Genomic DNA, 2,166 nt, shown 5'->3' on the forward strand with positions numbered 1-2,166 from the left:
CTTACTGCCCGTTAAGGCTGGGATAAAATAATACTTAGGAGGGAATTTCCAATGATTAACGCCCTTGAATCATTTAACTATATCACTCCCCAAACACTGTTAGCTCTGCCCTTCTTGTTCGGATTAATTTTTTATATTTCAGCTGTAGTTATCTCAAATCAACGTTACAGAAAATGGCCTTTTTATCGTATCATATACGGTACTGTTGGAATATTATGTGCCATTATTGCGGTTGCTGGACCTTTAGCTGATCTTGGGCATACAGACTTTACCGCCCATATGTTAAGCCATTTGCTCCTTGGCATGCTCGCTCCGCTTCTTATCGCACTATCTGCGCCTATGACTCTTCTTTTGCGCACTATCCCTATAACTTTAGCAAGGCGTTTTACATATATATTAAAAAGTAAAACTATGCGGATTATAAGTGATCCAGCTATCACTTCTCTATTAAATATTGGCGGATTATGGATACTATACACAACCAACTTATATAGCATGATGCATGGAAATACAGTACTCCATCTTTTTATCCATATCCATGTATTTATTGCAGGCTATCTTTTTACGATATCCATGATTTTCATTGACCCTGTGCCGCATAGAACAAGCTATATGTACCGCTCGATTATATTCGTGATTGCCTTAGCTGGACACGGCATTTTATCTAAATATATTTATGCTAATCCCCCCGCCCATGTACCTGCAGCACAAGCAGAAACCGGAGGAATGATCATGTACTATGGCGGAGATGCCATTGATATTATTTTAATCTTTATCCTATGTCTGCATTGGTTCAAATCAGCTGGGTCCAGAGCATTTGTAAAACCGACTGCAAGTAAATAATTAATCGTTTATCAATAACTAAGGATACTTTAAGAAAATTCAAATATATACTTCATAAAAACTTAATGTAGCGCTCGATTTTTGGCTCATCTTGCTCTAATTTATAAAAAGGGAAGCCTGCAAATGGATGAGCCAAAATCAACTTAGTTTTATTAGCTTATATGGAAAAATGAAGTAACATCTAGATAGTTACTAAACAATGCCAACATTTCCAAACCTATATCCTAGAATAGTAATTTGGCTTATATAACGATTACTTTACAATTAAAGTACAGGCATATAATGTAGCCGTATTAAATGTTATAATTATATACATCTGAGTTAAAATCGAACTTCAAATTTTTAATATATATTTATATAAATAAATTTTCATAATAGATTGGTAGGTTGCTATGACAAAGACATATTCACGAAGATCCTTTTTAAAAGGCATCCTTTCTTTATCTTTCGCAGGCTTATTAACTGCCGCTGGCGGTTATTCATATGCAAGATTTATAGAACCTTCTCTTTTAGATATAACACCAATTACGTTTACACATCCTAAAATCCCAGCTGGTTTTAACGGGTTAAAAATTGTTCAATTCAGTGATACGCATTTAAGTGAATTTTATCCATTATCACGACTTGAAAAAATTGTTGCAAAAATTAATGATTTAGGACCTGATCTGCTTATTTTTACTGGTGATTTAATAGACAAACCAAATCAATACAGGGCATATAAACAAGTTGCTCCAGTTTTAAGAACATTATCAGCCTCAGTAGGGAAATTCGCCATCTATGGAAATCATGATCACGGTGGGTATGGAACAGATATTTACAAAGATATTATGGAGGCATCTGGATTTAATCTATTAAAAAACGAAGTAAAAAGAATCACTTTAAGAGATGGAAGTATGATTCAAATAGCTGGAATTGATGATTTAATGCTCGGCCTACCTAATTATGAAAAGACATTAGGCAAATTAAACGAGGGACTCTTCTCTATCCTTTTGGCACATGAACCAGATGCAGCAATACAATCAAAGCATTATCCGGTGGATTTACAGCTTTCAGGACATAGCCATGGGGGACAAATCCAGCTTCCTTTTTATGGACCGCTTATTACTCCGCCCTTCGCTTCCGTTTATACAGAAGGAATGTATGATGTGAATCAAATGAAAGTATATGTTAATCGCGGTCTCGGTATGACAAGACTACCATTTCGCTTTTTTTGCAAACCTGAAATAACTGTGTTTACCTTGCAAAAAGGGAAAAACTAATATAAGCTTTGACAGCATTGAAGTCAAAGCTTATACAAATAAAGTGAAACTTCCATCAGTGGGG

Annotated in this window: 2 protein-coding genes; both read left to right on the forward strand. The window is 35.2% G+C overall.

Features of this window, described 5'->3' with window-relative positions:
- Positions 1 to 51 precede the first annotated feature (51 nt).
- Positions 52 to 843 (forward strand): cytochrome c oxidase assembly protein, encoded by a 792-nt coding sequence (locus BFA01S_RS21325; RefSeq protein WP_066235624.1) that lies wholly within the window; start codon positions 52 to 54, stop codon positions 841 to 843.
- Between the two features lie 392 nt (positions 844 to 1,235).
- The gene (locus BFA01S_RS21330; RefSeq protein ID WP_066235625.1) at positions 1,236 to 2,102 is read left to right on the forward strand and encodes a metallophosphoesterase; all 867 of its coding nucleotides are present in this window, start codon (positions 1,236 to 1,238) and stop codon (positions 2,100 to 2,102) included.
- The last annotated feature ends 64 nt before the right edge of the window (positions 2,103 to 2,166 follow it).

This window comes from Metabacillus fastidiosus NBRC 101226, assembly GCF_001591625.1.
GTDB classification, from domain to species: domain Bacteria; phylum Bacillota; class Bacilli; order Bacillales; family Bacillaceae; genus Metabacillus; species Metabacillus fastidiosus.

What these genes read in the sequence shown, in the direction of transcription:
- BFA01S_RS21325 (WP_066235624.1), top strand. Translation starts at nt 52, where the DNA reads ATGATTAACGCCCTTGAATCATTTAACTATATCACTCCCCAAACACTG.
- BFA01S_RS21330 (WP_066235625.1), top strand. Translation starts at nt 1,236, where the DNA reads ATGACAAAGACATATTCACGAAGATCCTTTTTAAAAGGCATCCTTTCT.